The sequence below is a fragment of the Amycolatopsis sp. NPDC114503 genome (assembly GCF_055633655.1).
In genome coordinates this window covers 159,146-184,413 of the sequence record NZ_JBVKDT010000010.1, presented here as the reverse complement: position 1 = coordinate 184,413, position 25,268 = coordinate 159,146, and the positions used below count along the sequence as shown (strand labels likewise).

Genomic DNA, 25,268 nt, shown 5'->3' with positions numbered 1-25,268 from the left:
TCCTTGCGGTGGTGCGGGTGGGGCGGGGTCAAGCTTCGGCCTGACGAGCTTTGACATCCTGCAGCGACGCGCCGAACAGCCGCTGGGTGTCGCCGAGCTGCTTGCGCGCACGCTGGGCGGCCGCGGCCCGGGTGGCGTGGTCGGTGTCGGCGTGCACGGCCAGTTCGGCGTGGGCCGCGGCGATCACCCGGTCCGGGTCCGGTGTGCCGGCTCCGGCGGCCGGTTCCGCGCTCGTCGCGCCCGGGATGTTCACGGCGAAGCGCCAGAGCAGGCGCTGCGCCGCCGGACGCGGCTCGGTGTCCGGCGAAGCGGCGATGGCACGGATCGCCTCGGCGATGCGGATGGCGCCGCCGAGGAAGTCGGCGCGCGGGGACAGCGGGCCGATGATCCGCTGTTCCAGCGGCCAGGTGCTGATCGTGACGAGCGCTCGCGCGGGCGAGAGCAGGTCGTGGGTCAGGGCGGGGCAAAGGTAGTACGGCCGGGCACCGGGTGCGGCCCGGTAGGAACGCTCCTCGTCGCGGCGCAGGCTGGAGAGTTTGGCCGCGGACAGCTCCCCGGGGAAGAAGGCCTCGTGGACGCCGACGATGAGCTTGGGTGCGGCGGGGGTCTGCAGCAGCATCAGTGCCCGGTGGGCATGTTCGCGCGCCGGCAGCATCGCGCCCCGGGTCGCGGGCGGCCCCGGCGGCACGTCGTCCGGCCCGGCGGCCGCCGGTGCGGCCGCGTCCTCGTCGGTGTCGAGGAGGGCGTCCCAGGCGCGTTCGGCGCGGCGAAGCCGTGTGCGCAGCTCTGCCGCCCGCTCGGAGGCGCCGGCGGTCGCCGCGTCGCGGATCGCGCGGCGCAGTTCGGCGATGTTCTTCTCGAGCACGTCCAGGGGATCGCTCATGATCGAAGAGTACCAGACTTCCAGAATTATTCCAGACATTTCCTGAGATGTCGTGTACGGTGTGCGGTGTCACACCCACAGACGCGGCCTCGGCCGACGCCGTTACTCCCCGGGGAGGCATCCCGTGACGGGACGCGTGTTCCACACCTCCGACTGGCACCTCGGGCGCCAGATCGGCCGCCACCGGCGCGACGCCGAATTCGACGCGGTTCTCGCCGAGATCGTCGACATCGCCACGGACTTCGCCCCGGACCTGATCGTGCACAGCGGCGACCTCTTCGACGGCCCACGCCCGAGCCTGGACGACATCCGCCGGGCCGCCCACGCACTGCGCCGGCTCGGGGACATCGCTCCGGTGGTCGTCGTCGCGGGCAACCACGACACCCGGTACGTCCTGGGACACCTGGAGTACTTCCTCAACGACATGGGCCACCGGCCGGATGACCAGGTCCGGGTGCGCTTCGCCACCGACGCCCGCCCTGGCGGGCTGCTGCTGACCGAATTCCCCGCATCCGGTGGAGAGCTGACCCTGCGCGTCGGCGCCCTGCCGTACCTGCACCCCAACCGGTTCACCTACGACTTCGCCGATCCCGCTGCGGCGACCGCCACCTACGCCGAGCGGATTCGTGCCGTCCAGGCTGACGTTCACCGACGCCTGGCCGCTGGTCGCGGCCCGCGCGACCTCCTGATCTTCGCCGCCCACCTCTTCGTCGAGGGGGCCACGCCGTCCTACTCCGAGCGGCCGGTCTCGATCGGCTCCGACTACGCCGTCGCCGCCGAAGACCTGCCCGGCGTCGACTACGGTGCCCTCGGCCACATCCACCAGCCCCAGCGCGTCGGACGAGCCGGCTTCCCCGCCCGCTACGCCGGCAGCCCGCTGCAGCTGGACTTCGGCGAGACCCGTGACACCAAAAGCGTCGTCCTGGCCGAGCTCGCCCCGGGCAAGGAGCCTCGGATCACCCTCGAGCCGCTCACGGGCGGACGCCGTCTGGTCCACCTGACCGGCTCGCTGGAAGAGATCGCCCAGCGCGCCGACCGGGTCGGCGATGCCTGGGTGAAGGCCGTGGTGAACGTCGAAGGACCGACCGTGTTCCTCCCCGAGGCCTTGGCCAAGCTGCTGCCGCGGGCGACGATCGTCGACATCGAGGAACGCCGTCCCGGTGCCGCCGTTCAGGTCCTGGATCGGGCGACCTCCGTCGCCGACCTCCCCGGCGTCGACGAGCTGATGCGCGAGTACCTGCCCGGCCGCGGCACGGCCGGGGTCGCGTTGGACCACGTCATGGCCACCTTCGCGGACCTGCAGGCCGAACCGGATCCCGCTGAGCCGGTTCCCTGCTGCGAGGAGACGTTGCTGACCGCCGCCATCGCCGGCGAGGCCTTCGACGGCGTCGACCGGGCCGGTCTGCTGATCGGCGCCGAGACCGCGGGAGCGGAGGAGCGGCGATGAAACCCATCGAACTGTCCTTGACCGGCTTCCGCAGCTACCCGAGTCCGGCCACGGTCGACTTCACCGGCCGGAACCTGGCAGCCGCGGTCGGCGATACGGGCGCCGGGAAGAGCAGCTTGCTCGACGCGATCACCTATGCGCTGTTCCGCAAGAGCTCCTGGGACGCCAAGGAACCCCGGCAACTCATCGCCGACCGCGCCCAGGCCATGAGCGTCAGCCTCATCTTCCTGCACAACGGGCACCGCTGGCGGGTGGACCGCACGATGCACGCCACCAACGCGAACGCCGGGCGGCACCACCTCACCAACCTCGACACCGGCGAGGAGGTCGACAGCGCCGGCGCGGTCGACGCTCGGATCAAGGCCGTGCTGCAGATGGGCTACGACACCTTCCTGCGGGTCGGGCTGCTGCCCCAGGGCAAGTTCGACCAGCTCCTCACGGCCGCCGCGAAGGAACGCACCGCGCGGCTGCGGGAACTCTTCGGAGCCGACGCCCTCGAGACCATCCGTGAGGGCGCTGTCCTCCGGCATTCGAGCCTGAGCGGATTGCTGGCGGAGGCGAAGGGCAAACGCTCCGGCATGCCCGAAGATCCCGCAGCTGCCGCCGAGGTGGCCGGAGCAGCGGCCAAAGCCGCCGAGGAACGCGTCGAACGCCTGGACTCCGCCATCGAGACCGTCTCTGCGCTGCAGAAGCTCGTGTCCGAAGCCACAGCGGCCGCGGCTGCAGCTGACAACGCTGCGCGGTTCCTGGCCGAAAAGGCGGTGCCCGACGCCGAGTCCGTTCTGGACGCGCTCGAGCCGGTTGCCGCCGGCATCTCCGCACGCCGCGGGTCACTGAACTCGCGAGCCACCGCGGCCGCTGCGCGGGACGGCGTCCTGACGTCGCAAATCGAAGAGATCGAGGACCGTGGCGAAGGACATGACGAACTCGTCACGGCCGCCGCCGTCGTGGCGAAGCTCCCGGGGCAAGCCGGGGAACATCGTGCCGAGCGCGATCGGCTCGTCGCCGAGAAAGCCGAACTCGCGGCCGAAACCAAAGCCATCACTGCAGTCGCGGCTGCCGTGACGCAGCGTACCGAGCTGGCCAAGCCGCTGACCAAAGCGTCCGAAGCCGCCGTCGACGTGAGCAAGCGACTGCAGGCCAAGGGCGTTGGCGTTCGCACTCACTTGGCCGAAGCGACGGCGGCCGCGCAGCAGGTCGCCCGTACTGCGCTCGCACACCGCACCGCCGTCAGGGACGTCGACCTCGCGCAGCAGGCCGTCGCGCCGCTAGACGAAGAGGTCCGCGGCGCCGAAGCCGAGGTCGAAGCCGCGGAGCAGCACCTCGACGCTCTCAAGCTGCGCGACCGGGCCGCTTCGGTTGCCGCCGAACTCCACGCCGGTGACGATTGTCCCGTGTGCCGGCGCGCACTCCCCGCCGGTTTCGAGCTGGCCGCCGGGGCGGGTGAGGCCGACCTCGGCGCGGCGAAGGAGCTGGTGCGCAAGGCAAGGGCGAATGCGAAGAGCGCCGACCGTGCGCTCGCCGACGCCCGCGGCGCGGTCACCACGGCCGAGACGGCCGCGTCCGGCCACGCGAAAGACCACCGGAAAGCCGAAGAGAACCTGCAACGCGCCACCGAGAAAGCGCTGAAGGTTCACGTGGAGTTCGCTTCTCTTGCCGTCGAAGCCGAAGAATCCTTCGACGCCCAGGCCGCGTCGGCGACGTTGACCGAGGCCACCACGGCACTGGCCACCCACTCGGACGACAGCACGCTCGACCCGTCGAAGCTCGTCGAACCCGTCTCCGCTGCGCTCGCCAGGTGTGAGCACGCCGCCGCGACACGTGCGGACCGGCTGCGTACCGAAGCGATCGAGGCAACCGCCGCGCTCGACGTCGAACGCAAGGCGCTGAGCGGCCGGAAGGAGATCCACGCAAAGGCGGTCAAGACCGCCAAGGCAGCGTCGGTGCGGCACTCGCGCGCAGTCGACCGGATGACCGAGGACATCGACGCTCTGCCGGCCCGGATCCGGCAGGTTCTGCCTGACAAGGCGATTGACGTCGGTGCCGAGGTCGCCGCCGAGGTGGCCGGAACCATTGCCGCGGGGCTGGCGGAGATCAAGGACCTGCTTGCCGAGCAGAAGTCGGTGCGCACGGAGCAGAACACGGTCCTCAAGCTCCAGCGTGCACTCGACCAGGAGGCCGGCAAAGCGGTGGACGAGCCGCTCACCCGCCTTCGCCACCGCCTGGACGGGTGGGCGGACGCGGCGGTGCAGGCCGCGGCCCAGCTGCCGGATGCCGATGGGAACCGGCTGCCCGAAGCTCCGGCGGAGCCGGGAATCACGGAAATCCGGACGTTCGCCACGGCGCTGTCCGCGGTCACTGGCGCCCTGCGGAGCGAACTGACCAAGGTCGGCGCCGCTCATTCGGTTCGGGCGGCTGAAGCGGCTGCCGGACTCAGGGCACAGGCCGCGGTGCTGACCGACGTCGAGGGAGTCGATCCCGCCTGCTGCCTGACGGACTCGTCGCACCTGCACCCGCTCGTCGCGGCTCGCGCCAAAGCCGAAACCGAAGCCGCGAACCAGCGCAAGCTCCAAGGCAGAGCCCAGGACCTGGTCAAGCCCGCCGCCGATCTGGACTTCGCCATCCGGGCAGGACAGGCACGGCTGGCGGCGCTGGACGTGCTGCGCCGCGAGCTCGTCGAAGCCAAGTTCCTCGGCCACCTGACGGGACTGAACACCCGGGCGCTGCTCGGCATCGCCAGTGACCTGCTCGGGCAGCTGACCGACCTGAGGTTCGGTTTCGCCGGCAGCTTCGAGATCGTCAGCCGCAACTCCGGCGTCGTCCACGCCGCGAACCGGCTATCCGGCGGCGAAAAGTTCCTGGCGTCCCTCGCCCTGGCGCTGGCCTTGGCCGAGCTGCACTCGCGCAGCGGTCCCCGGCTCGGCTCGCTGTTCCTCGACGAGGGCTTCGCGGCCCTCGATACGGCGGCCCTGCAGTCGGCACTGGAAGTGCTGCGGGCTCAGGCCGGCGGTGACCGCCTCGTCATGGTGATCAGTCACCTGCACGCGGTCGCCGAAGCCGTCGACGACGTCCTGTGGGTTGAGCGCAGTGCTGCCGGTTCGACGGCTCGCTGGCTGACGGCGGCGGAACGCGACGAACTCGTGCAAGCCGACCTGGCCAGCGGCCTGCAGCGGCTGGCGTAGGGCCCGTGGGCAGGCAGTTCGTGTCTCATCACCCGATCGGTCGTCGTTCGGGCGGATCACCTGCGATTACGGTCAGTGTCCGGGAGGTGGGGAATGACCTCGTGGTTCGGCGGCGGGGACCCGAGCGGAGAACGCGGGTGACGGCCGGTTTCTCGTTGTCCGGGAGCGCCGCTCGCCGACGGCGCACGCTCGCGCACCTGTCACCGATTTTCGAGGTGCACCTCAACCGGGCCAGGAACCCGTCGGACGTCGACTGGGCCGCCTACGACTTCGTCGCGCTGGTCCAGCTGAGCGTGGACACGATCGCGCTTTCTTCGGGCCTGGACGGCACTCTGGGTGCTCCGCGCGAGACGGTCCTGGACGAGATGACGCGGGGCGCGGCCATGATGGCCCCGCACCGGCCCGTCGCCGAGCACGAGCGGGTCGCCCGGTTCGTGCTGGATCATCTGCTGAGGCACGACGAGCCGTCGCCGTACTTCACCGTCGAGCACGCCGACGCTGATGCCGGCTGGGCACCCGTGACCCACCAGGTCCGTGTCCTGTATGAAACCCTGGCGGAGGACGGGTCGTCGCTGCAGGTCAACGCCGACCACACCGCGGTGGCCTTGTTGCTGCTCGCGACCAACCGCTCCCTCGAAGACGAACACGAAGCGGTCATCGCCGTCATGCAGGCGCAGGCTGACAGCGGACGGCTCGGTGCGGCGATCGAATCGGCCGAAGACGCCTTGATGTTGTCTCGGACCTATTCGGCGAATGTCCGCCGCATGATCATCGAAGCTGAGCGCGATGTCAGCCGGGTGGACTACGTGACCACGCTGCGGCCGGAACTGACCGCCGCGTCGAGGCACCTGGAACGGCGGATCCAGGTCGACGGGACCTTCCTGCGCCACTTGGAGAGCTTGCGTTCCGATGCGTCCGAAGAACAGGATCCCGAAGCCGTCCAGCAGCTCACGATGGCGATCTCCCGGCTCGGCGAGGCCGTCGAGACGCTCGCCGAACTCCACACCGACGTCATCGGTGCGACACCGCGCTGGCGCGACGCTCAGGCGGCGCAGGCGTTCACGGCGGTTCCGGCGACTGAGGTCGACCCCACCGCGGACGTCCTGTCCGCGCTGCTGGCCGGACAGCCGCTGCCGGCCGGTGCCGACGCCTCGCCTCCGGCACCGGCACGGCTGCTGAACTTCTTGGCGTTGACGGATCGGCTCGTCGCGCCGCCGCGTCACGTTCTCGACGTCCCCGGACGGGAAGTGGCGACCGGCGCGCTGGAGGACAACGACGGTGTCTACCAGCAGTTCCCCGAGCAGTTCCACAATGTCGCCGAAGCCCTGCGCGGCCGGCGGATCGCACCCGGGATGAAGGCGCGGCTGTCTGATCTGCTGGCCGACGCCGATGCGCTCTTCTCCCAGCCCGACCTCCGCACCGTCGTCGAGCTGGCCACCCTTGCCGGCGGACGGCACACCGCACGGCTGCGCCTCCGGCTGCTGCTCGCCTTGGACGCCCTGATGCTGTGGCGCCCGGACGGCGTGCCTGACCCGAGCGACGACTGGTGGGCCGTCGACGACGCCTGCCGCGAATCCGCGCCCGATCTCGATTTCCCGGATCTGCTGCTGCACCGGAGGGGGCCGGATGACCGACCGTGACCTCGCCAGGGACGTCGGCCTGCTGCTGCGGTTCGCTCTCGACCACACGGTGACGCCCGCTCGCCACGACACCTACAACCGGCTCCTCGACCGCTACACCACGGATCCCGAGCTGCGGACGGCGTTCGAAGAGACCGCGGCCGGCCTCGGGGTCCGCACACTGGCCGCGGATCGGACGACCGGCCTGGTGCTCTCCGCGGAGGTCGACTCACCGCTTGCCGTCGCCGACACGACCCCGTGGCTGCGGATCAGCAGCGCCGGGGACCGGATGGTCTACGGGGTGGCGCTCGGAGGGGCCGCCGCCTGGTGCTACCCGACCGCGCGGTCGGTGCGGGAGCCGGGCACCCGGCGCGTCTCCGCGATCGACGTCGACCGGCTGATCCGGGAACACGCCGCCGCGGTCGAAGCCGGGGAAGCCGAGTTGCCTGCCGGTCTGGGGCCGGCGTGGGAGCAGTACAGCGTCCACCGCAAGCAAATCGCCGTCACGAAGAACACCGGCCAGCTCAAGCGTGGTTGCACGGTGAAGATGTGCGAAGAAGCGCTCGGCATGCTGGCCGCCTTCGGCCTCCTGGTGGTGGATCGGACGGTGCCGCCGCCGCGTCCGGACCTGCGGGTGTGGCGCTCGACCGACCGGTTCCGCGCCCACGTCGCCACCGGTGGTGGTCCGCTGGCGTGGCAGACCATCGTCAACTCGGGGATTTCCGCGCTCGACGAGGAGGATGCGTGAGACATCTCGGCTGGCGGCTGGAACGCACCTTCCTGGCGGGAGCCGGCCTGGCCGAGTCCCGGCTGGAAGGTTTGGATCTCAGGTGGTCGGGGCCCCTCGACCGCACGGCGCACGCGGCTCTGTGGGCGGACAACGGCACCGGCAAGACGATGGTCACGGCGTTGCGCTACGCCCTCTACCTGCCGTCCGCCCGGGATTTCATCCGCGGCGAATCGGACCGGTCGCTGGCCCAGCTGGTCCGCTCCCGCGATGTCTGCCACGTTGTCGAGCAGGCCAGCCGGGTCGTCGACGGGGAGCTGCAGCGTGTCGTGGTCGGCATGGTCGCCGACTGGGCGAGCGGAGGCACCCAGGACCTCGAGAACCCGTCACGTCTCCACCGCGTCTTCTACGGCTGGTTTTCGGGTGAGCACGGGCCGACCATCGACGACCTTCCGTTCCGGACCGATGCCGGGAGGTGGGCCACCCGCAACCAGTTCACGGACGGCGTGCGTGCCGTGCTGCCGTACGGGGGTGCGGTTCCACCGCATCCGCCGTCCGACCACCAGGGAAACTGGCGCAGGTGGCTCGACGCCGTCGGCGTCGATCTCGACCAGGTTCGCTTCCAGGCCGTCATGAACGCCGCCGAGGGCGGCGTCGACCGGGTCATGCGGTTCACCGACTCCGACCAGTTCGTCCAGTGGCTCGTCGGTGCCACCATGCCGACTTCGACCGTGGAGCAGATCACGAAGAGCGTGGACGTCCTCCGGGCCAACGCCGCCGCCCGGCCGCGCTGGGAGGAGGAGCTGAACCTCTGGCAGAAACTCATCGAGCCGCTCTTCGACCTCGCCGTCGCACACGACGAGGCCGGCAAGCAGCGCCGCGCGGCCACGGCGGCCAGGACACGTGCTGTCTCGGCCGTTGCCGACGCGGAGGCAACGACTGCGGCGTTGCACCTCAAGGAGGAAACGGCGCAGCAGCTCTACGATCACCACGACGGCGCTCGCCGGGAGGCCGGCTCGGCGGCGCGGCGAGCGCAGGCACACCGCCTTCGGATGGAACTGCGTGCCGCCGAGCTGCGTGTGCGGGAAGCCGAGGGCATCGCCGACCGGCGGCGCGACGAACGAGAGGACGCCGAGCGGGAACTCGCCGCCTGGCGGATCGTCGGAGACGTCATCCTGGCCGGAGAGCTCACCGGCCGTCTCGCCGGTCTCGAAGAGCGCCGGCGGGTCGTCGAAATGAAGACGGAACAACTGCAGCGCGAGGAAAGCACGCTCAGGCACAGTATCGCTCGCTTGTTGACTGCACGCCGAGACGAAGCGGAGAGCGCCCGCCGAGCAGCCGAGACGAGGCTGAAGAAGGCACGCGACGACCTGGATGACGCAACTCACGAGGAGAAGCAGGCGCTCGGCGAGCGAGGCGCCGTCACCCAGCGGGCGGAGCAGCACGAAAAGAACCGGACCGCGGCAGAGGGCACGCTGGCCGAGGCTGTCGAGGCGAGCTTGCTGCCGGACGGCGAGGAACCGGCACAGCAGGACCTCGAGCTCGCCGAAGCGATCACCGCCGCGCAGGGCCGGCGAAACGCCGCCAGGGTCGAGCTGGAACGGATCGAAACCGCTCTCGGGTCGGCACAGGACCGGCTTGTGGCGGCTGAGCGGCGGGTCCGCGAAGCGCGTGACAACGTCGAGCGGTTCCGCGGACAGCTGAACACGGTCGATCGGCGAGTGGTCGCACTCGAAGAGAACGAACTCGTGGTGGACGCCTTCGGCGGTACGGTCGCCGATCTCTGGGCCAGCCGCGCGCTGCTCACGGACGTGCTGACCGGGCGCGCCACCCGAGCGGACGGTGGCGCGGAAGAAGCGCGCCGGGCGGCCGAGGCGGCGCAGCGCACGATCGACTCGATCGGCACCGACGGGCTCCTGCCGCCGGCCGAGATCGTCGAGGACGCGGTGCGGCGGTGCGAGCAGGAAGAACTCACGGTGTGGTCCGGGTGGCGGTGGATCGCGGACACGATGTCCGCCGAGCCTGCGGAGTCGTTCGCCCGGTCGCGGCCGGACATCGCTTCCGGACTCGTCGTCGCGGAGCCTCGCCTCGTGCCTGCGGTAGCGGCTGTGCTCGACGGTCTCGACCTCGGTGTTGCCCTCTGGGTCGGCGCGGTCACCAATCCCGATGCCGCGGCGTCAGGTGGCGGCGGCAGCGGGACCGAAGCGCGGATTCTGCTGCCGCCCGCGGGAGTCTTCGACCGGGACGCCGCGGCGGGACTCGTCGCCGCGGCCGCCGACGACCGCGCACGCGCGGAAGACGATCGCGCCAAGGCCACCGCACGCGCCCAGCTACTTCGTGGCGTCCTCGCGACCTGCGAGCAGCTGTGGCTGGAATTTCCGGTGGATCCTCGTCCCGCGCTCAACCGCAGTATCGAGGCCGCCGAGCAACGAGGGGAGGAGGCAAGCCGGCACGAACAGACTGCGCAAGAGGAAATCGCCGCGCTGAAAAAAGAGCAGGTCGTGCAGCGGGGCGTGGTGGAGGAGGCCCAGCTGACGATCGACACGGCAGCCGAGCACCGCCGGTTGCTCGTCCCCGCGATCGCCGCGGCCGAGACGATCGCCGCGGCGCGCCGCGCGTTGCCGGGACTCCGTGATGCGATCGCCTCGCTCGGCGCGCGCATCGAGGAGCTGTCGGACGTCAAGGCCGATCTGGCGGAACGCATCGACGAGGCTAAGGGGCTGAAGGTCGAACACGCGAACGCTCGCGATGACGCGGCCAACGCGTTGCGCCAAGCGGGGTTGGCGCCGACGACGGAGGGGCCGATCCCGGACGAAGGAGAGACGGTTATCCAGGCACGACTGGCCGGTGTGCAGGAGACACTGGCGAGCGCCACGATCGATCCCGCGTTGTTCGACGAGATCGAGCGGCTCCGCGGCGAACTCGCCAATGCCGAGGCGATGATCGGCACGGACCGGGAGCGGCGCGAGCTCGCCCAGCAGTACGCAGCGAGCAGAGGTGCCCGCCATCCGGTCGCTTTGGCCGAGTCGATGAGGATCGCCGAGGGGCGAAGTTCCGATGCAGGGGTCGAGTTCGCGAAGGCGGAGGCGACAGCGGAGGCCGCCCGGCGCGTCTACCAGCAGCGGGTCGACGACCGCGAGGACCGCACCTCTCCGGACGCCGACGGGTTCCCGAGCGCGGTGCGGGTCATTTCGCCGCTGGAAGCCGATCAGTACGCACGTCAGCTCAACGATGTGGCCGTGGAATTTCTCGAGAAACGCAACGTCGAGGACCGCCTGATGAAGGAGGCCGAAGAGACCGGTGCCAAGGCTGCGGAAGCGCGTCGGCTGATCGAGGCTTCGGTGCGGCCGCTGCGCCACCTCGCGGCCGAGCTTCCTGCCGGACGCGTTTTCGACGACGTGGGCAAGCTGACCGAGGCCCTCGCCAACAGCACTGAAGAGCTGCGGGCCGCGACCGACAACGTCTCGCGAGCCCAAGACGCGCTGAACGAACTGACCGCCGGCGTGCAGGCACACGCCAACGGCAAGGACGCCAGAGCTGTCGAAGACCGGGCCGATCCCCACCTGGCCGACTTGATCACGCGGCTCAGGACGGACCAGAGCCTCGCCCTCGACGCCGAACGCATCGCGGAGCAGCTCGAGCAGCGGGCGGCCACCCTGCGGGACGACCTCGGGCAACACGACGAACGCGTGCGGACCTGTGCCCGGATGCTGCACATCCAGGCGTCCACGGCGATCGAGAAGCTGCGCCACTACCAGAACCAGTCACGTCTGCCAGAAGGGCTGGGCGAGTGGTCGGGACAGCGCTTCGCCGTCATCGACCACGAACCCGTGCCGGCCGACGAATCCGTTTCGGTCGACCGTGTGGCGCGAGTTGTCCACGCTCTCCTCTCGCCCAGTGCGGGCAGCTCGGATGCCCAGGCGATGTTGTTCGCCGCCGCCCGGGCTCTCGTCGACGCGCCGTTCCGCGTCCGGCTCCTGAAGCCCCACACCGACCTCGCCCTCGACCGGGTCGACGTCGCCGAGCTGAAGAACTTCTCCGGCGGACAGCGGGTGACTGCGGGAGTGCTGCTGTACGCCACGATGGCCCGGGTGAAGGCGGCCGGCAACGACACCTCGATCGGCTGGCTCTGGCTGGACAACCCATTCGGCCAGGCGTCCGCCGACCAGTTCGTCCGGACCATGCGGCTCGCGGCCGACAAGCTCGGGCTGCAGCTCGTCTTCACCGCCGCCCCCAAGGACAAGGGGGCGCTGTCGATGTTCGACCGGATCATCACCCTGGCTCGTCGTTCACGCCCGTCGTCCGGCGAGAAGGTCGTGCTCGTCGACGACGGCAACCGCGAGCTGGCGGATCTCGAGCTGATCCAGCACGACGTCCTGCAGGTGCTCGGCGAATGACCATGGTCGACCTCGGCGCACTGGTCCTCGCGCTCGATCCGGAAGGCCGGGGCGGCCGCCGCGACATCGACGCGTTCGCCACCGAGCTGAGGAAGCTCGTTCCCGGAGCCGGGCCCGGCGACGTCCCTGAGCTCGTCCGAGCCACCCTCGAGCGCGGCCGAGAGGCTGGTCTCTGGTCCGTCGCCAAGACCACGGTCCGACGCGGACGCAGCGTGCTGCCTAAGTCTGTCCAGCTCATCCGGGCGGTCCAAGCCGGTGACCAACGGCGTCCGGTCGGCGTACCCCTGCGTCCCGAACTCGCGGACTGGGCGACGTCGCTCGACCTGCTCAGCGGTCAGCGAACCGTGCTGCTGGCCGTCAACGACTGGTTGCGCCGCACGAACGGCGGACAGGTGGCGGTCATCCCGGCCGCCGAGCGTGCGTACGAACTTCTCGGCAACGAAAAGGCGTTCGACTCGACGCCTCCGGTGGGCGGGGAGACGCTGTGGCGGCCTGACCGGCTCAATTTCGGCCTGCTGCGATGCGTACGCGTTCCGACGCCGCTGACGTGGGAGCCGGCCGTACCGGTCGTCGGCCCGCCTGGTGCACTGGTCTGCGTGGAGAACCACGCCACCTTCCGAAGCCTGCTCCGGGTGCTCCGGGGACGGACTACACCGAGGTGGGTGGCGGTGGCCTGGATCCAGGGACGGAACACGGCACCGCTGGAGTCGGTTCTCGATCTGCCGTTCCGGGTGACGCGGCTCGACTACCTTGGTGACCTCGACGCCCCGGGCCTCGAGATCGCTGCGACCGCATGCGCGATCGTCAGCCGGTCAGGAATCCTGGCCGGACCGGCGGAGACGCTTTGGCGGCTGCTGGCGGACCGGCCTTCGCGACCCGGCCCCGGAGTCGAGCCTGGGCGAGCCCGTGATCTGGCCAAGTGGCTACCGGAAAGCGTGAGGGACCGCAGCATCGCGCTCCTGACCGGCGGTCGGGCCATACCGCAGGAAGCCCTTCGCTACGACCTGCTGGACCAGGCTCTGTGAAGCCGTTGTGGACCCGGCAGGTCGTCTCGGCCGGCTTGTGTGGTTGTTTCGCCGTTCTCTTCGCTTCCAGGCAGTACCAACGGACCCAGCGTGATGGCGAGCATTAGAGGTGGGCAAACTCCAGGGCCGCGAAGAACTCGGCGATGTCCTGTGGAATCTGACCGCGTTCGCCGACGGCCTCGGCTTGGATCGGGCTTCCCGACTGGGGAACGGCTGCCCTTGTCGATCGCATACGAGTTCCGGACTTACCGCGAGCCGGACGGCGTCCTCGCGACAGAGGTCTCCTGCGGAAGCGTGCAGGTCGACGCGACCCTCACTGACGCTTCGCGCAACACCGACAGCTACCGCTTACACGACGTATTCCACCTGAGCTACGCGTGCCTGCTCGGCTGGTCTCCGGTCACCCGCCCGTTGCTCGGGTGCAAGCGCCGAAGCGATCCGGCGATCGACGAAAACGACGACGGAGGACGTGCGATCGCCATCGAAGAAGGGCTGGCGGCGTCGACCTTCGCCTACGCGGCCACGCGTGACTACCTCAGAGGCACAGCCCGCGTCGACGGCGACGTCCTCGCCTCGATCGCGACCTCCACCGCCCAGTTCGAGGTCGGTGCTCGCACGGCAGCCGACTGGGAGCGCGCCATCATCGAGGGTTTCCGGATGTGGAAGCAACTCGACGATCACGGTGGAAACGGCATCGTCCGAGCAGACCTGATTGCCCGTACGATGAAATTCGAACCCACTGCTGTGGAGGCTGGGTTGGACTGATGTGGCGAAGCTCTGCCCTTCACGGAGCTCGTCTCTGTATTGTGGTCTCCCTGAGCAAGCGCCGATCGAGCCAGTCCGCATAACCCAAATGGCTCAATTCTGCACCGAATTCCCAAATGAACCTGTTGGGTTAGGGTTTTACCTTCGCGGTGATGCCGCTTGGCGACTCTGGCGTGCTGGTCAAGTTTCGTGATTTTCTCGGCCTGCCGTCGTTGCCAGGTGCGTATCCGCTGGTCGAAGTCGTGTAACTGCTGGAGCAGCAGTTCGTCGCGCTTACGGTTCGTTCGGTCTCGGCCTCGAGTGCCTGGCGTTGGTTGGCTAGCTGGCGGCGTTGCAGCACCATTTGATCAGCGCGGCTACCGCGGTTCTGCTGCCGCCGAGCGGCGATCCAGGTCGGCAGGTCACCCAGATGAATGCTCATCGCAGCATCGTAGAACCGCCCGGGCCCTCCAGGTGTGAACACACCGGGGCGGCGACGGCGTGTGGCACGGCGGAGCGGAGGCGGCGTCGTGTTATCACCGGGTTGGCGAATGCTCAGGTTGTCGTACCCAGCTGGCAGGATGCAGCCCGTTCACTCCGCGACCGGCAATTACTGAAAGAGGCCAGCTCACACATGGACCGACCTATACGGACCCGTCGCCGGCACCCTGCCCTGCTGGCAGCGTTGGAGGGTCGCTCGGTGCGGCCACTGCACAACCTGTCCCGCCCCGGCTTGGGCACCGGAGTGACCGCAGGGTCGAACGACCGATTCCGCTGGAAATGCCTGACATGCGACTACGAGTGGGAAGCCAACGCAAACAGGGTGGCGGTAGTGGGAAGCGGATGCCCGCGCTGCGCCGGACGCGTCCATAAGTCACTGGCAGCGGTTATTGGCTCGACAACGTTAGAACTCGTCGAGAACGTTACGCATCCAGGACGATCTCTGGAGCGGATGAGCTGTCGTTCTACGGATATTTGCCGGTGGCGCTGCCGCGTGTGTGGGCACCAGTGGAAAACGCGCGCGTCGCGAGCCATGGACGATGGATGCGCTAGCTGTGTGCGACTCGCGACTTTGCCAGCGGAGCCGGCTGCGCTGGCGAGCCCGGATGTGGTTGCTGAGTTTCTAGAAAATCTAACGACAGGACGCGACCTTCATCACCTTACGCGAGGGTCGAGTGACCGATGTCGATGGAAGTGCTCGAGTTGCGGGCACGTCTGGATTGCGACGGTGGCGACACGGGTGACGGTCGGCACGGGATGTAAGCGGTGCGCCTACAGGGCCAAGGGGGATAAGCTTATGACACCGCTGAGTGTTGCGAATCCTGCGTTGGCGGCCGAATTTCGTCGCAATCTCTCTCGTCCTGACCGAACTGCGAATACCACGCCTGTTTCGGGAAGTGATCGAGTCGAATGGCAATGCGATTTTGGTCACCTGTGGAATACTACTGTTGCGCAGCGCGGTAAGCAGAAGACGCATTGTCCGGTTTGTAATGCAATGACGAGACGGAGTCGCTTTGAGTTGGAGGTTGGAATTTTGCTCGCGGCGGCAACTGGTCTGAGTGTGGTGTATGACCATCCGGCTCGAAGTCAATCCGGCAAAGGAGCGCGGACCTATCGTGTCGACCTGTATCTTCCGGAGGTTGACATTCTGATCGACCTTGATCCGTTCTCGTGGCATAGTTCGGCTGCTGATGTTCAGCGGGATCAGCGCAAAGCGGACGGTCTGGCTGATCGGCACTTCGTCCGCGTGAGGCCGCGGACTCTTCCTCCACTGCGCGCGTCGACGGTGATAGTGGATGATCAAACTGGTGATCCGGTCGTGTGGATGCAGGCACTATGCCGTTATATCGCTAAGCGTGATATTTCGGTGCGAAATCTAAGCAACAGTCGTGTCAAGGAATGTCTGGCGGCGGCCGTGCATGCGTGGATCGAACTCGTGGGGAACCCTCCAGTGCGGTCCTTGGCTTCGGCTCATCCCGATATTGTCAGCGAGTTCGTCGAGAACTGCGATCGTCCTGGATTGACGCCAGATTTGATGCATCGAAGCAGCAATGACCGATGCAGGTGGAAATGTTCCGCGTGTGGCCATCAGTGGGTCACACCGGCCAGTAAACGGAGTAGTAGTGAATCCACTGGGTGTCGCGAGTGTTCCCGTGCTATCGGAGGAAGGCGAAGGGCGCGCGCGGGTACAGGCCAGTCGCTGGCGGAATTGCGACCGGATGTTGCACGGCAGTTTATCGAGAACCTGAGTAATCCCGATGCTGGGCCAGACCGTCTCTACGCCAATAGCGGGGATCGATGTGTCTGGTTGTGTCCGGGATGTCCAAACACTCGTGTGTGCCGTGTCGCGGATGCGGTGCAGCGGAGGGGCTGTGCCGAGTGCGGGTATAAAAAGCGCGGTGTCGCACGTGTTCGGCTCTCCGCGGGGCAAGGTCGTGTTCTCTCGGTGAGTCATCCTGAACTTGCGGCGCAAGTCGATGTCGGGAAAACTGGGCGCAGTCCAGAGCGGATACCAACCGCCGGGCGGGCGACCATCTGGTGGAAGTGCCAAGCTGGCGATGATCATCGCTGGAGTGCTCCGCCGTACAGTCGAACCAATCCATCTAAACCTGCTGGATGCCCGTTCTGCTCCGGTCGCCGTCCATCGTCAACAACGCGCCTCGATGTCACTCACCCAGAACTCGCTGCTCAACTAGATTTGACGAGATCCTCAATCGATGTGTCAGAATTGACCGCTGGGAGCCAAAAAAGTGTTCCTTGGGTGTGCCCGGTGGCGCTCGACCATCGATGGACGGGGCCACCCGCATCGCGAATACGAAAGGGACGAATAGCAGGATGACCTTTTTGTGCAGGAAAGAGGCTGTCGGTAACAAACAGATTGGATACCCGAGTGCCGGAAGTTGCTGCCTACCTAAATGCTGACCAGTCAGGAAGAAGTGCCGATGAGCTTTATTTCAGATCTAATTTCAGGGCGGTCTGGACGTGTGTAGCAAACCCAGAACACTCTTACTCCCTGCCAGTCCGTGACCGTCTCCTTACTACGGGACGGTGCCCAAAATGCCGGGGTCTCCACTGGAATTAGAATCAGGCTAACGAGGGTTCGCGGATGGAGATTCGGGTCAACGGATTCGAGCCGTCTCATCTGGCACAGGCTCGTGAGAGGTGGTGCTGGGGGGTGGCCAGAGTTCCCATTTGTTGGCGTTGCCGCGGCGGACGATCGCGTTGGGGTGTTTCGCTTGGAATTCGGCGAGTTTGGTCACGATTTGGTTAAGGGGCAGACCGGAGGGGATGACGGCGAGTGGTTTCGGTTTGGGGAGCTCGGGCGTGCGGGGTTTGTTGGTGAGTTCGAGGAACCATTTGCGGGCTTCGCGCATGCGTTCGGCGCGGCGGGGCCAGGCGAAGCAGGGGCCTTTGGGGAGGATCATGGTGTAGGAGCTTTCGTGCCAGTTTGATGGCGTGTCGCATTCGGAACACATGTCCGCCGCGTCGAGTTGCGGGATGGCTTCCCACGCGACGCGCGTGTGGTCTTCACGGGCGATCTGGTTACGAAGTTCGCTGCGTTCGCTCCGGTCGGTGCTCGCTTTGAGCTTGGCACGGAGGTCGGCAATGAGGGCGCGGAGCCGCCGTACTTCGTGCTGGCGATGGCAGGAGAAGCCGACCAGGTTGAGTTCGCGCCGGCGGGCGGGGAGACGCCCGTTCTGGTCGATGACGGTCTCGGGGTCGCCGACCCTGTGACGGAGCTGCTCGACCCGGCTTTGCTGCGCAGCGACGCTCGCTTCGGTGTCGGTGATCTCCACCGCGCGTTTCTCCGGGGCCATGAGAGGTGCGTAGGTTCCGTCCCTCAGCTCGCCGAGGTGCCTGATCGAGGCCCGAAGGCCTGCTTCGTCTTCCAGGAGCTCGAGGCGGGCTCGGGCTCGGTCGGGGTCATAGAGTGGAATGCGGGCTTGCCGCTCTCGTTCCTCGCGTTCGCGTTTCTGCCTCCAGCGAGCGTCTTCGGCTGTGAGCCATGCTTGGGTCTCTGCGCTGCTCCACATGTGGTGGTCGGGTTCGCCGCGATGCCACTGCTCGAAAATCGCCGCGGCTGTACGCAACTCGGGTTCGCGTTCCTCACGGATCCAGGGGTTCCAATGCTGGGTGCCGAGGATCTCGACCACGGTGTTGCGGGCGGCCACGAACTCGTCGAACGTGACGGTGGTGCCTTCGCCGGGTTTCCACAGCATACCGTCGTGCTCGTACACCGACGTGCTTGAGCCGGCCGAGTCTGGCGGCGGGCTGGTCAAGGCGGGCTGGCCGAGTTGGTCCAGCAGGGACAGCTGCCGTGGGCTGGCGTCGGTGTGGTGTTTCACACAGCAAGGGTGGCATTGACCAGCATGTTTGATGGCGGGGCCGCGCACGGGATTCCCTCGTGCGAGTGACAGCTGATCCAGCCGAGCCGCGGCGTCGGACGGCTCGAATCTTGTAGGGGTCGGTAAGTCATCGCGGCAGGTGGCAGCTGGGTACCCGGCCCTTCGTTGGTAGCTGTTGATCGTCTCGCTGCCGTACTGAGCAACTTGCGCGTTGCTTTTCGCGTCGGCGGTACACAAGACTCCGTGCAACTGGATCAAGATCGCTGAACAGGTCGAGGAGGTCGTCCGGCGTGGCTTCGGTTGCACCGAAGGAAAAATGAGAGCGGTGCGCCGGTGAGGTGGCGGGAGTTGGCGCTGGAGATTCTTCACAAAGCAGTCGAGCCTATTTCGCCAAGGACGCGAGATTATGAAGTGTTTCAGCGAGGCTGAACTCGGTCAGCAATTCTGCGAAGCATTGATGTACTGGGTGAACGCCGAGACGCTCCGAGTCGAACCGTGATGCCGATGCCCATCGACTCAGCACCCTGGGTGATCCAGATTGGCTGATTCCGAGTGCCAGGAGGAGTCGGGTGCTTGGAGATTGTCGGCTGCTGTGCGGAACGGTCGCGGCGTCGTACTCGCGAGGCTCAACGACGGAAGGGCCGTCGTGGGTTATTCGTCAGTTATCCACAGCAGGCTGGTCGTCGTCTAGGACGAGAAGGCGCACGCTGGGGTGTTCGATATGGAGGTCGTGATGAGGCGAGTGGCGGTGTACAAGCGGTGCGGTTGCAGGACGCGAAATGAAGCGGGTGGCGGGCGTTGTCCTCGGTTGGGGGAGCGGGGTCATGGGAGTTGGTATTTCTCGCTGGAGTTGCCGTGTGGTCGGGACGGCCGTCGGCATCGGGTGCGCCGCGGTGGTTTCCGGTCCCGTGCTGCTGCCGAGCAGGCGCGGGCGTATCTGCTGGGCGCGGATGTGGTTCCGGGGCGGGGCGCGGTGACGGTGGGGCAGTGGCTGGACATTTGGCTGGAGATGCGGCAGAGCTTGGGTTTCAATACGCGTCGGCTGTACACGCAGCAGGTGAACGACTATTTGAAGCCGTGTCTGGGGAGCGTGCCGTTGCGGTCGTTGACGGTGGCGCGGGTTCAGGCGATGTTCGTCGGGCTCGTCCGGGCGAACGCGACGCGACGGCGGCCTTTGTCGCCGGCGACGTTCGTGCGGATCCGCGGCACGCTGCATGCGGCGTTGAACGGCGCGATCCGGGTCGGGCTGATCGAACAGAATCCGGCGCATCTGGTGGAGTTGCCCTCGGGGCGGCGGCCGCGCGCGGTGGTGTGGACGGATGCGCGGGTGGCGCATTGGCGAGCTACCGGGGAGCGTCCGCAGGTGGCGGTGTGGACGGCGAAACAGACGGCCGAATTCCTGGAGCATGCTCGCGGTCACCCGTTGTACGTGCTGTATCTGGCGGTGGCGTTGCTCGGGTTGCGGCGTGGCGAGGCGACGGGGTTGCGGTGGTGCGATCTCGACCTCGACGCCGGAGTGGCGCAGGTGTCGCACCAGGTCCAGGACCGCGGTGGCCGCACGGTGGTGTGTCCGCCGAAGACCGAGGCGAGCGTGCGCACGGTGGCGTTGGATCATGGCCTGGTGGCGGCGTTGCGGGTGATTCGGTCGCAGCGGCGGCAAGGTGACGGTGGTGAGCCGGTCGGGTTCCTGTTCGCCAACCGGGACGGCGGGCCGTTGAGCCCAGGGTATGTGACGCACACCTTCACGAGATTGTTGGTGGAGGCGGGTTTGCCGCCGGTCCGGTTGCACGATCTGCGGCATGGCGCGGCGAGCTTGTCGTTGGCTGCGGGCAACGATCTGAAGGTCGTGCAGGCGATGCTCGGGCACTCCAGCATTGTGCTCACAGCGGACACTTACACGAGCGTGCTGCCTTGTCTGGCCCATCGCGCTGCCGAGGCAACCGCGGCGCTGGTGTTGGAGGCCGCCCGCGACACTGCGATCGCGTTGCGAGAACGAGGAAGGAGAAGGCAGCGCCGACGCGGGAAGGGACGCCGCAGCCGGAGGAGGGTGGCTAAGAAGCAACATCGGCCGGTGCGGCCGCATTCGGCCCCACTCATGATCAAAGCCCACCGGCAAGATCCCCGTGATTGAGGAACCCCGCAGATGGGCTTCGATTCAGAACTGTGCGCCATCAGGGACTCGAACCCCGAACCCGCTGGTTAAGAGCCAGCTGCTCTGCCAATTGAGCTAATGGCGCTTGGTGCTTCCCGCCGCTGTGGTTTCCCTCGGCGACGTGGAAAAGATTAGCAGGGCGTTCAGCCCCCGTTCCAGGGGGGTCCCCTTTTCGGCTCGCCGGGGCAACCGCCCTGGTCAGGGGCGGTGACCCGCCGTGAAACCGGCGATCGGCGGCCAGTGCGGCGGCAGCTGGCCAGCGGAGACGCCGCAGTGACCTGAGCGACACCCGTACTGCCACCGTACCCCGGAAATGACAAAACCCCGGCTTCTCCGAAAAAGATCTCGGTGAAGCCGGGGTGCAAGGGTGGCTAACGGGGCTCGAACCCGCGACCTCCTGGACCACAACCAGGTGCTCTACCAGCTGAGCTATAGCCACCATCTGGCAAAAAGATCTCGCGATCGCCTTGCTGGAAGCAATCCTAGCGGGTGCCCGCGAGCGCTTTTCAGGGGGTCACCCTCGGTGGCGTTCCAGCACTTCGGCGGCGGCGGCTTTGGCCTCGTCGCTCGTCGGGCCGGGCTGCGGGACGAAGGCGATCGCGCGGTAGTACTCGAGTTCGCCGACGGACTCCTTGATGTCCGCGAGCGCGCGGTGGGCCAGGCCTTTTTCCGGCTTGGCGTAGTAGATCCGCGGGTACCAGCGGCGCACGAGCTCCTTGACCGACGACACGTCGACCATCCGGTAGTGCAGGTGGCTGTCGAGCGCAGGCATGTCGCGGGCGATGAAGCCGCGGTCGGTGGCGATCGAGTTGCCCGCGAGCGGTGCGCTGGCCGGGTCCGGAACCCATTCGCGGATGTACTCCAGCACGCGCTGCTCGGCCTCGGCCAGCGTGGTCGTCGAGGCGCGGACTTCTTCGGTGAGGCCGGACTTGGCGTGCATGTCGTGGACGACCTGCGGCATGCCGTCGAGCTCGGCGTCGTCGGCGTGGATGACGATGTCGACGCCCTCGCCCAGCACGTTCAGGTCGGCGTCGGTCACCAGCGCGGCTATTTCGATCAACGCGTCCTTGCCGAGGTCGAGCCCCGTCATCTCGCAGTCGATCCAGACAAGATGGTCGTTCACCCGCACCACCCTAACCCGACACGGGGATATCAGCGGCGTCACCTGGGCTTCCGGCGCGTTACGCTCGGTCAGCCAGTGCAACGAGGTGTGATTTCGGACTCGGAACGGGGTGCGGCCAGTGGCCGAGCAAGGGTCGGGACCAGCGGCGGAGATCGCGCAGGGATACGTCAGCGACGGGGCGGCGGTCGAGCTGGGCGCGGTGGTGATCGACGGGAAGACGGAAGCGTCGGCCGCCGTTCGGCTGCCGCTGGCGACGTTGAACCGGCACGGCCTGGTCGCCGGCGCGACCGGCACCGGCAAGACCAAAACGCTCCAGCTGATCTCCGAGCAGCTGTCCGCGGCCGGGGTTCCGGTGGTGCTGGCCGACGTCAAGGGCGACCTTTCCGGCCTGTCCGCGCCCGGCGAGGCGAGCGACCGCACGGCGAAACGGTCCGCGGAACTGGGCGACGACTGGGCGCCGGCGGCGGGTCCGGTGCAGTTCCTGTCGCTCGGCACCAGCGGTACCGGGATCCCGGTGCGCGCGACGATCACGAGCTTCGGGCCGGTGCTGTTGTCGAAGGTGCTGGGGCTGAACGAGACGCAGGAATCGACCCTCGGCCTGATTTTCCACTGGGCTGACCAGCGCGGTCTCGCCTTGCTGGACACCAAGGACCTGCGGTCGGTCATCACGCATCTGACCAGCGACGAGGGCAAGGAAGACCTCAAGGGCATCGGCGGGGTGTCCGCGGCGACGGCCGGCGTGATCCTGCGCGCACTGTCCAATCTGGAGGCTCAGGGCGGCGAGGAGTTCTTCGGCGAGCCCGAGCTGGACGTCCACGACCTGATGCGCCAGCAGGACGGCAAGGGCGTCATCACCTTGCTGGAGCTGGACAATCTGCAGTCCAAGCCGGCGCTGTTCTCGACGTTCCTGATGTGGCTGCTGGCCGAGTTGTTCGAGGAGCTGCCCGAAGAGGGTGACCTCGACCAGCCGAAGCTGGTGTTCTTCTTCGACGAGGCGCACCTGCTGTTCTCTGGGGCGTCGAAGGCGTTCCTGGAGCGGATCGAGCAGACGGTGAAGCTCATCCGGTCGAAGGGCGTCGGCGTGTTCTTCTGCACGCAGCTGCCGACCGACATCCCCAACAACGTGCTGTCCCAGCTCGGCGCGCGGGTGCAGCACGCGTTGCGCGCGTTCACGCCAGACGACCAGAAGGCGTTGGCGCGCACGGTGAAGACGTATCCGAAGTCGCCGCACTACGACCTCGAGACGGCGTTGACGTCGCTGGGCATCGGCGAGGCGATCGTCACCGTGCTGTCCGAACGCGGTGCGCCGACGCCGGTCGCGTGGACGCGATTGCGCGCGCCACGGTCGAAGATGGGATCGATCGGGGCGGACGCGATCCGAGCGGCGGTCACATCGTCGGAGCTGAACGCCAAGTATGGGGAGACGATCGACCGCGAGTCGGCGTACGAGAAGTTGACGGCGAAGGCCACCCCGGCCGAGCCCTCCGCGCCTGCCGCCGAACCTGAGGCTCCAGCTGCGCCCAGGCCGGAGAAGGAGGAGCCGGGGATGATCTCGCAGGTGCTGAGCAACCCGGCGGTGAAGTCGTTCATGCGCTCGGCGGCGAGTTCGCTCGGACGGGAGTTCTCGCGCGGGCTGTTCGGCAACCGGCGCCGCTGAGATACCTGACAGGAGATGGCAGGTATCCGCGGTTGACTGTTCCTGATCGAGTTTCCGGCAGAGGAGCAGCAGCATGACCAGTACCGCCGTCGCCGCGTTCGAACTGGACAAATGGGAGCCGCAGGCGCAGGACGAGTCTGGGGGCACGGCGTTCGCGCAGGTGCTGATCGAGAAGACGTTCACCGGGGCGGTCGAGGGGACCAGCCGGGTCGAGATGCTGACGGCGTCGAACGACATCTCGCGCGCGTATGTCGCTTTCGAGCGCTTTACCGGCTCCGTCGACGGGCGGAAGGGAAGCTTCGTCCTCCGGCACACGGCCGGGGACGAGGGACTGTCGCTGGTCCTGCTTCCCGGCTCGGGAACGGACGAGCTGGCAGGCATTTCCGGGTCGGCCGACATCGCCGTGGACGACGCGGGCAAGCATACGTTCACGCTGGTCTACGAGCTGCCGGACGCGTGAGGAAGCCGCTCTCTCCAGGCCCCGAATTCCCGGAGAGAGCGGCCAGGTTTCCTCACCGTCCCGAGTGAGGAGCGAAGGCGGGCCGCCCCGACCGCGGTCCGCCTCCTGGGTTTCGGTCAGCCGTTCACGATCTGGTCGACGATCTTCTTGGCGTCGTTGATCGGGATGGCGAACCCGATCCCGACGCTGCCGGCTGACGAGTTCGGGCTGTAGAGCGCGGAGTTGATGCCGATCACCCGGCCCTGGCTGTCGACGAGCGCACCGCCCGAGTTGCCCTGGTTGATCGAGGCGTCGGTCTGGATCGCGGTGTAGCTGGGGCCGGACGTGACGTTCGAGGTCTGCCTGCCGAAGGGCGAATTCTGCTGATCGCCGCCGTCACCGCCTCCGACATCGGAAAGCGGCCGATTGAGCGCGCTGACGATGCCGGTGGTGACGGTGTTCTGCAGTCCGCCCGGCGACCCGATCGCGATGACCTGCTGCCCGACGGCGAGCTTGCCCGAATCGCCGAGTGTCGCCGCGGCGAGCCCGCTCGCGCCCTGTGCCTGCAGCACCGCGATGTCGCTCTTGGTGTCCGAGCCGACGACCTTGGCCTGGTACTTCTTGCCGTCCGACGTGGTGACTGTGACGGTCTGCGCCCCCTGCACGACGTGAGCGTTGGTGAGGATCCGGCCGTCAGCGGTGAGGATGACGCCCGACCCGATCGCCGTGCCGCGGCCAGTCGTGACGTTCACCTGAACGACACTGGGCACGACCTTCGCCGCGACGGTGCTGACGTCCCCGGAACCCGTGGTGTTGCTGATGGTCTGCCCGGTAGCGGAAGACGACGCGGTGGTCGAGGACTCGCTGGAACCGCCGCTCAGCCCGACAATCGCCGCTCCCGCACCGCCGCCGAGGAGGGCTGCGGCCAGCGCAGTGGCTCCGACGAGGACGGCCATGCGGGCGGGTCGTTTCCTCGGGCCGGCCAGGGCTGCGGGTGGTTGCGCGGGCTGTGGCATCGGGCCGTAGTGCGGGGTGCCGGGTTGCTGTGCGGTGTGCTGGTTTGGCAGGGGAGCGGTATTCAGGTCGGACTGTGGGGCAGCGTTCGGCTGCGATTGGCGTGCGGCGTGCTGGTTTGGCAGGAGAGCGATGTTCGGCTCGGGCTGCTGGGCAGCGTTCGATGGGGATTGGCGTGCAGCGTCTGGCTGGGATCGCTGGGCAGTGCTTGGCCCGGCTGGCTGGGATGGTTGTGCAGTGCTCGGCCCGGCGGACTGGGATGGTTGGCCAGTGTCCGGCCAGAACGGCTGGGATCGTCGGGTAGCGCCCAGTTCGGCCCCTTGGGGCTGTCGGGCGGTGCTCGGCCCGACCGGTTCGGCGGCACTCGGCCAACTCGCCGGGACACTGCGGCCCGCCTGCGCGTTGCCCGGTGCTGGTTGCTGCGCGGGTCCCGCCGCCGCTGGCTGCGCACCATCGATCGCCGACGGCCTTTGCTGCGCGTTTGGCTGCGGCACCGCCGGAACGCGCTGAGCT

General features: G+C 67.8%; 16 protein-coding genes and 2 tRNA genes. 11 read left to right on the top strand and 7 right to left on the bottom strand.

Going from position 1 to position 25,268, the window contains the following annotated elements; translation table 11 throughout:
- Positions 1 to 28 precede the first annotated feature (28 nt).
- Positions 29 to 883, bottom strand: coding sequence for a hypothetical protein (locus ACZ7OI_RS35855; RefSeq protein WP_470268517.1), 855 nt, complete (start codon positions 881 to 883; stop codon positions 29 to 31).
- Positions 884 to 1,007: 124 nt separating this feature from the next.
- On the opposite strand from ACZ7OI_RS35855, the gene ACZ7OI_RS35850 reads away from it, so the two are divergent.
- From ACZ7OI_RS35850 to ACZ7OI_RS35825, 6 genes are all read left to right on the top strand, one after another.
- Positions 1,008 to 2,330 (top strand): metallophosphoesterase family protein, encoded by a 1,323-nt coding sequence (locus ACZ7OI_RS35850; protein ID WP_470268516.1) that lies wholly within the window; start codon positions 1,008 to 1,010, stop codon positions 2,328 to 2,330.
- A complete protein-coding gene (locus tag ACZ7OI_RS35845) occupies positions 2,327 to 5,512 on the top strand; it encodes an AAA family ATPase (protein WP_470268515.1) in 3,186 nt (1,061 codons plus the stop codon). The genes ACZ7OI_RS35850 and ACZ7OI_RS35845 overlap by 4 nt, the downstream gene beginning before the upstream one ends.
- Positions 5,513 to 5,649: 137 nt before the next feature.
- Positions 5,650 to 7,152: a hypothetical protein gene (locus ACZ7OI_RS35840; protein ID WP_470268514.1), complete on the top strand. Its 1,503-nt coding sequence runs from the start codon at positions 5,650 to 5,652 to the stop codon at positions 7,150 to 7,152.
- Positions 7,153 to 7,665: 513 nt separating this feature from the next.
- On the top strand, positions 7,666 to 12,255 hold the full coding sequence (locus ACZ7OI_RS35835) for a coiled-coil domain-containing protein (protein WP_470268513.1): 4,590 nt from the start codon (positions 7,666 to 7,668) through the stop codon (positions 12,253 to 12,255).
- Positions 12,252 to 13,280 (top strand): toprim domain-containing protein, encoded by a 1,029-nt coding sequence (locus ACZ7OI_RS35830; protein ID WP_470268512.1) that lies wholly within the window; start codon positions 12,252 to 12,254, stop codon positions 13,278 to 13,280. Before ACZ7OI_RS35835 ends, ACZ7OI_RS35830 begins: the two co-directional genes overlap by 4 nt.
- A gap of 93 nt (positions 13,281 to 13,373) precedes the next feature.
- On the top strand, positions 13,374 to 14,045 hold the full coding sequence (locus ACZ7OI_RS35825; protein ID WP_470268668.1) for a hypothetical protein: 672 nt from the start codon (positions 13,374 to 13,376) through the stop codon (positions 14,043 to 14,045).
- Between the two features lie 130 nt (positions 14,046 to 14,175).
- On the opposite strand, the gene ACZ7OI_RS35820 is transcribed toward ACZ7OI_RS35825, so the two are convergent.
- The gene (locus tag ACZ7OI_RS35820; RefSeq protein WP_470268511.1) at positions 14,176 to 14,466 is read right to left on the bottom strand and encodes a hypothetical protein; all 291 of its coding nucleotides are present in this window, start codon (positions 14,464 to 14,466) and stop codon (positions 14,176 to 14,178) included.
- On the opposite strand from ACZ7OI_RS35820, the gene ACZ7OI_RS35815 reads away from it, so the two are divergent.
- A complete protein-coding gene (locus ACZ7OI_RS35815) occupies positions 14,455 to 16,863 on the top strand; it encodes a zinc-ribbon domain-containing protein (RefSeq protein ID WP_470268510.1) in 2,409 nt (802 codons plus the stop codon). The genes ACZ7OI_RS35820 and ACZ7OI_RS35815 overlap by 12 nt on opposite strands.
- A gap of 51 nt (positions 16,864 to 16,914) precedes the next feature.
- Positions 16,915 to 17,106 carry a zinc-ribbon domain-containing protein gene (locus ACZ7OI_RS35810; protein ID WP_470268509.1) on the top strand — a complete coding sequence of 64 codons (192 nt, stop codon included), beginning with the start codon at positions 16,915 to 16,917 and terminating at the stop codon, positions 17,104 to 17,106.
- 37 nt (positions 17,107 to 17,143) lie between these two features.
- Here ACZ7OI_RS35810 and ACZ7OI_RS35805 read toward each other — a convergent pair whose 3' ends face one another.
- A complete protein-coding gene (locus ACZ7OI_RS35805; RefSeq protein ID WP_470268508.1) occupies positions 17,144 to 18,370 on the bottom strand; it encodes a hypothetical protein in 1,227 nt (408 codons plus the stop codon).
- A 973-nt stretch (positions 18,371 to 19,343) separates the two neighbouring features.
- Between ACZ7OI_RS35805 and ACZ7OI_RS35800 the strand changes: the two genes are divergently transcribed.
- Positions 19,344 to 20,501: a tyrosine-type recombinase/integrase gene (locus tag ACZ7OI_RS35800; protein WP_470268507.1), complete on the top strand. Its 1,158-nt coding sequence runs from the start codon at positions 19,344 to 19,346 to the stop codon at positions 20,499 to 20,501.
- Between the two features lie 33 nt (positions 20,502 to 20,534).
- Here the strand turns inward: ACZ7OI_RS35800 and ACZ7OI_RS35795 are convergent.
- From ACZ7OI_RS35795 to orn, 3 genes are all read right to left on the bottom strand, one after another.
- A tRNA-Lys gene (locus tag ACZ7OI_RS35795) sits at positions 20,535 to 20,607 on the bottom strand.
- 281 nt (positions 20,608 to 20,888) lie between these two features.
- Positions 20,889 to 20,961 (bottom strand) — tRNA-His (locus tag ACZ7OI_RS35790).
- Between the two features lie 75 nt (positions 20,962 to 21,036).
- The gene (gene orn, locus ACZ7OI_RS35785) at positions 21,037 to 21,645 is read right to left on the bottom strand and encodes an oligoribonuclease (protein ID WP_344287297.1); all 609 of its coding nucleotides are present in this window, start codon (positions 21,643 to 21,645) and stop codon (positions 21,037 to 21,039) included.
- A gap of 118 nt (positions 21,646 to 21,763) precedes the next feature.
- Between orn and ACZ7OI_RS35780 the strand changes: the two genes are divergently transcribed.
- Positions 21,764 to 23,302 carry a helicase HerA-like domain-containing protein gene (locus tag ACZ7OI_RS35780; protein WP_470268506.1) on the top strand — a complete coding sequence of 513 codons (1,539 nt, stop codon included), beginning with the start codon at positions 21,764 to 21,766 and terminating at the stop codon, positions 23,300 to 23,302.
- 73 nt (positions 23,303 to 23,375) lie between these two features.
- Entirely contained in the window at positions 23,376 to 23,762 is a 387-nt protein-coding gene (locus ACZ7OI_RS35775) for a DUF3224 domain-containing protein (protein ID WP_470268505.1), read from the top strand.
- A 116-nt stretch (positions 23,763 to 23,878) separates the two neighbouring features.
- On the opposite strand, the gene ACZ7OI_RS35770 is transcribed toward ACZ7OI_RS35775, so the two are convergent.
- A complete protein-coding gene (locus tag ACZ7OI_RS35770; protein WP_470268667.1) occupies positions 23,879 to 24,823 on the bottom strand; it encodes a S1C family serine protease in 945 nt (314 codons plus the stop codon).
- Positions 24,824 to 25,268: the final 445 nt, after the last annotated feature.

Bases quoted from the DNA above. Each gene is read 5' to 3' on its own strand.
- ACZ7OI_RS35820 (WP_470268511.1), bottom strand. From the start codon at position 14,466: ATGAGCATTCATCTGGGTGACCTGCCGACCTGGATCGCCGCTCGGCGG.
- ACZ7OI_RS35815 (WP_470268510.1), top strand. From the start codon at position 14,455: ATGAATGCTCATCGCAGCATCGTAGAACCGCCCGGGCCCTCCAGGTGT.
- ACZ7OI_RS35830 (WP_470268512.1), top strand. From the start codon at position 12,252: ATGACCATGGTCGACCTCGGCGCACTGGTCCTCGCGCTCGATCCGGAA.
- ACZ7OI_RS35825 (WP_470268668.1), top strand. From the start codon at position 13,374: ATGGCGAGCATTAGAGGTGGGCAAACTCCAGGGCCGCGAAGAACTCGG.
- ACZ7OI_RS35845 (WP_470268515.1), top strand. From the start codon at position 2,327: ATGAAACCCATCGAACTGTCCTTGACCGGCTTCCGCAGCTACCCGAGT.
- ACZ7OI_RS35855 (WP_470268517.1), bottom strand. From the start codon at position 883: ATGAGCGATCCCCTGGACGTGCTCGAGAAGAACATCGCCGAACTGCGC.
- ACZ7OI_RS35775 (WP_470268505.1), top strand. From the start codon at position 23,376: ATGACCAGTACCGCCGTCGCCGCGTTCGAACTGGACAAATGGGAGCCG.